Source organism: Acidaminococcus sp. CAG:542, assembly GCF_000437815.1.
Classification (GTDB): domain Bacteria; phylum Bacillota; class Negativicutes; order Acidaminococcales; family Acidaminococcaceae; genus Acidaminococcus.
Window position 1 is genome coordinate 22,629 of the sequence record NZ_FR902056.1, and the last position, 1,499, is coordinate 24,127.

At 62.6% G+C, this 1,499-nt stretch carries 3 protein-coding genes; all 3 read right to left on the bottom strand.

Annotation, left to right across the window (positions count from 1 at the left end; translation table 11 throughout):
• Positions 1–665, bottom strand: a 665-nt coding sequence (gene tsaD, locus QVO43_RS04150) for a tRNA (adenosine(37)-N6)-threonylcarbamoyltransferase complex transferase subunit TsaD (RefSeq protein ID WP_288174496.1), incomplete at its 3' end; no start/stop codon positions are given.
• A 12-nt stretch (positions 666–677) separates the two neighbouring features.
• The gene (gene rimI / locus QVO43_RS04155) at positions 678–1,133 is read right to left on the bottom strand and encodes a ribosomal protein S18-alanine N-acetyltransferase (protein ID WP_022487327.1); all 456 of its coding nucleotides are present in this window, start codon (positions 1,131–1,133) and stop codon (positions 678–680) included.
• Positions 1,103–1,499 (bottom strand): tRNA threonylcarbamoyladenosine biosynthesis protein TsaB (locus QVO43_RS04160; protein WP_369678678.1); only part of this gene is annotated, 397 nt, incomplete at its 5' end. The genes rimI and QVO43_RS04160, both read right to left, overlap by 31 nt.

A 1,499-nucleotide genomic window follows, 5' to 3' on the forward strand; every position in this document is an offset into this window, starting at 1 on the left:
ACGGCGCTTTTCAGGCCGCTGAAGCTGAAATCATAGCAGCCGGGCAGCAAAGGCCGGGGAAAATCCACCGCTGCCGGGTCCCCGTTTTTGGCCAGCCGTTCGATTTCCGGGCCTCCCGGATAGGGCAGCCCCATGAACCGGGCGATTTTGTCAAAGGCCTCCCCTGCCGCATCGTCCCGGGTCTGGCCCAGGAGCCGGAAGGTGTTGTAATCTTCCACCACCAGAAGGGAGGTGTGTCCCCCGCTGACCACCAGGGCCAGGAAGGGAGGCTTCAGATTCGGATCCGCCAGGAAATTGGCGAATACATGGCCTTCCAGATGGTTCACCCCGATGAGAGGCTTCCCGCTGCCCAGGGCCAGCCCCTTGGCGGCAGAAAGGCCCACCAGCAGGGCGCCCACCAGCCCCGGTCCGTAGGTCACGGCAATGGCGTCCACGTCCTGGAGGGTCATTTTGGCGTCGGTAAGGGCCTTGTGGATCACCGGCATCACATGTTCGATATGTTTCCGGGATGCGATTTCCGGCACCACGCCCCCGAACTTCCGGTGGACCAGGATCTGGGTGGATACCACATTGGACAATACCTCCCGTCCGTTCCGGATCACCGCTGCCGCCGTTTCGTCACAGCTGCTTTCGATTCCCAATATATTGATTGCTTTTTCCGTCATAATCTCCTCGATTTACAGGTCCCGGCGCATAAGCACTGCCGCTTCCCCGTTGTCTCCATAATACCCCGGCCGCCGGCCGCATTCGGTAAAGCCCAGATGATCATAGGTCCGCCGGGCCGGGGTGTTCCCTTCCCGGACTTCCAGAGTCATTTCCACCGCTTCCAGACGGAGGGCTTCCGCCACCATGGCTTCCACCAGGGCCAGCCCCAGTTTTTCTCCCCGGCGCCGGGGATCCACCGCCAGGCGCATGACCTGGGCTTCTCCCGCCACCAGCCAGAAGCCCCCGAAAGCCACCGGCACTCCTCCTTCTTCCAGGGCGATGTAATGGCTCAGCCGGCCTTCCAGTTCGTCCCCCCAGGTTTCTTCTGTCCAGGGTTCTCCGAAGGATCCTGCGTCCAGGGGCAGCAGCCAGGGCAGATCTTCCCGGGTCAGAGGTCTTACCGTCCTTCCGGATGTCTCTTTTCCCATAGTTCCTCCGCTTCCGACCGACGAATGTAGAAAGGATCCATGCCGAAATAGCTGTGGATGTCCCCTTCCGGCACATATTGGGCCGCACCCAGGATGGCCACGGAAGACCCTCTGGGCAGGCGGGCGCTTTCCGGGGCCAGGGTCACCCGGTCACAGGCTTCCGTCCCGGGCACCCGGTGGCATTCTCCCATAAGGATGGCCGGCTCCGAGCCCTCCTGGAGCTGGGCGGCCAGTTCTTTGGCAGGAGCGATCCGCACCGGTTCCATTTCTTCCAAATGGTCCCCGGTCCACCGGTAGCTGCCCACATACAGATTCCCCTTCTGGGCATCCAGCCCCGGAGTCAGCCGGACTCCGGCCACCGGCAGG

What these genes read in the sequence shown, in the direction of transcription:
- rimI (WP_022487327.1), bottom strand. Translation starts at nt 1,133, where the DNA reads ATGGGAAAAGAGACATCCGGAAGGACGGTAAGACCTCTGACCCGGGAA.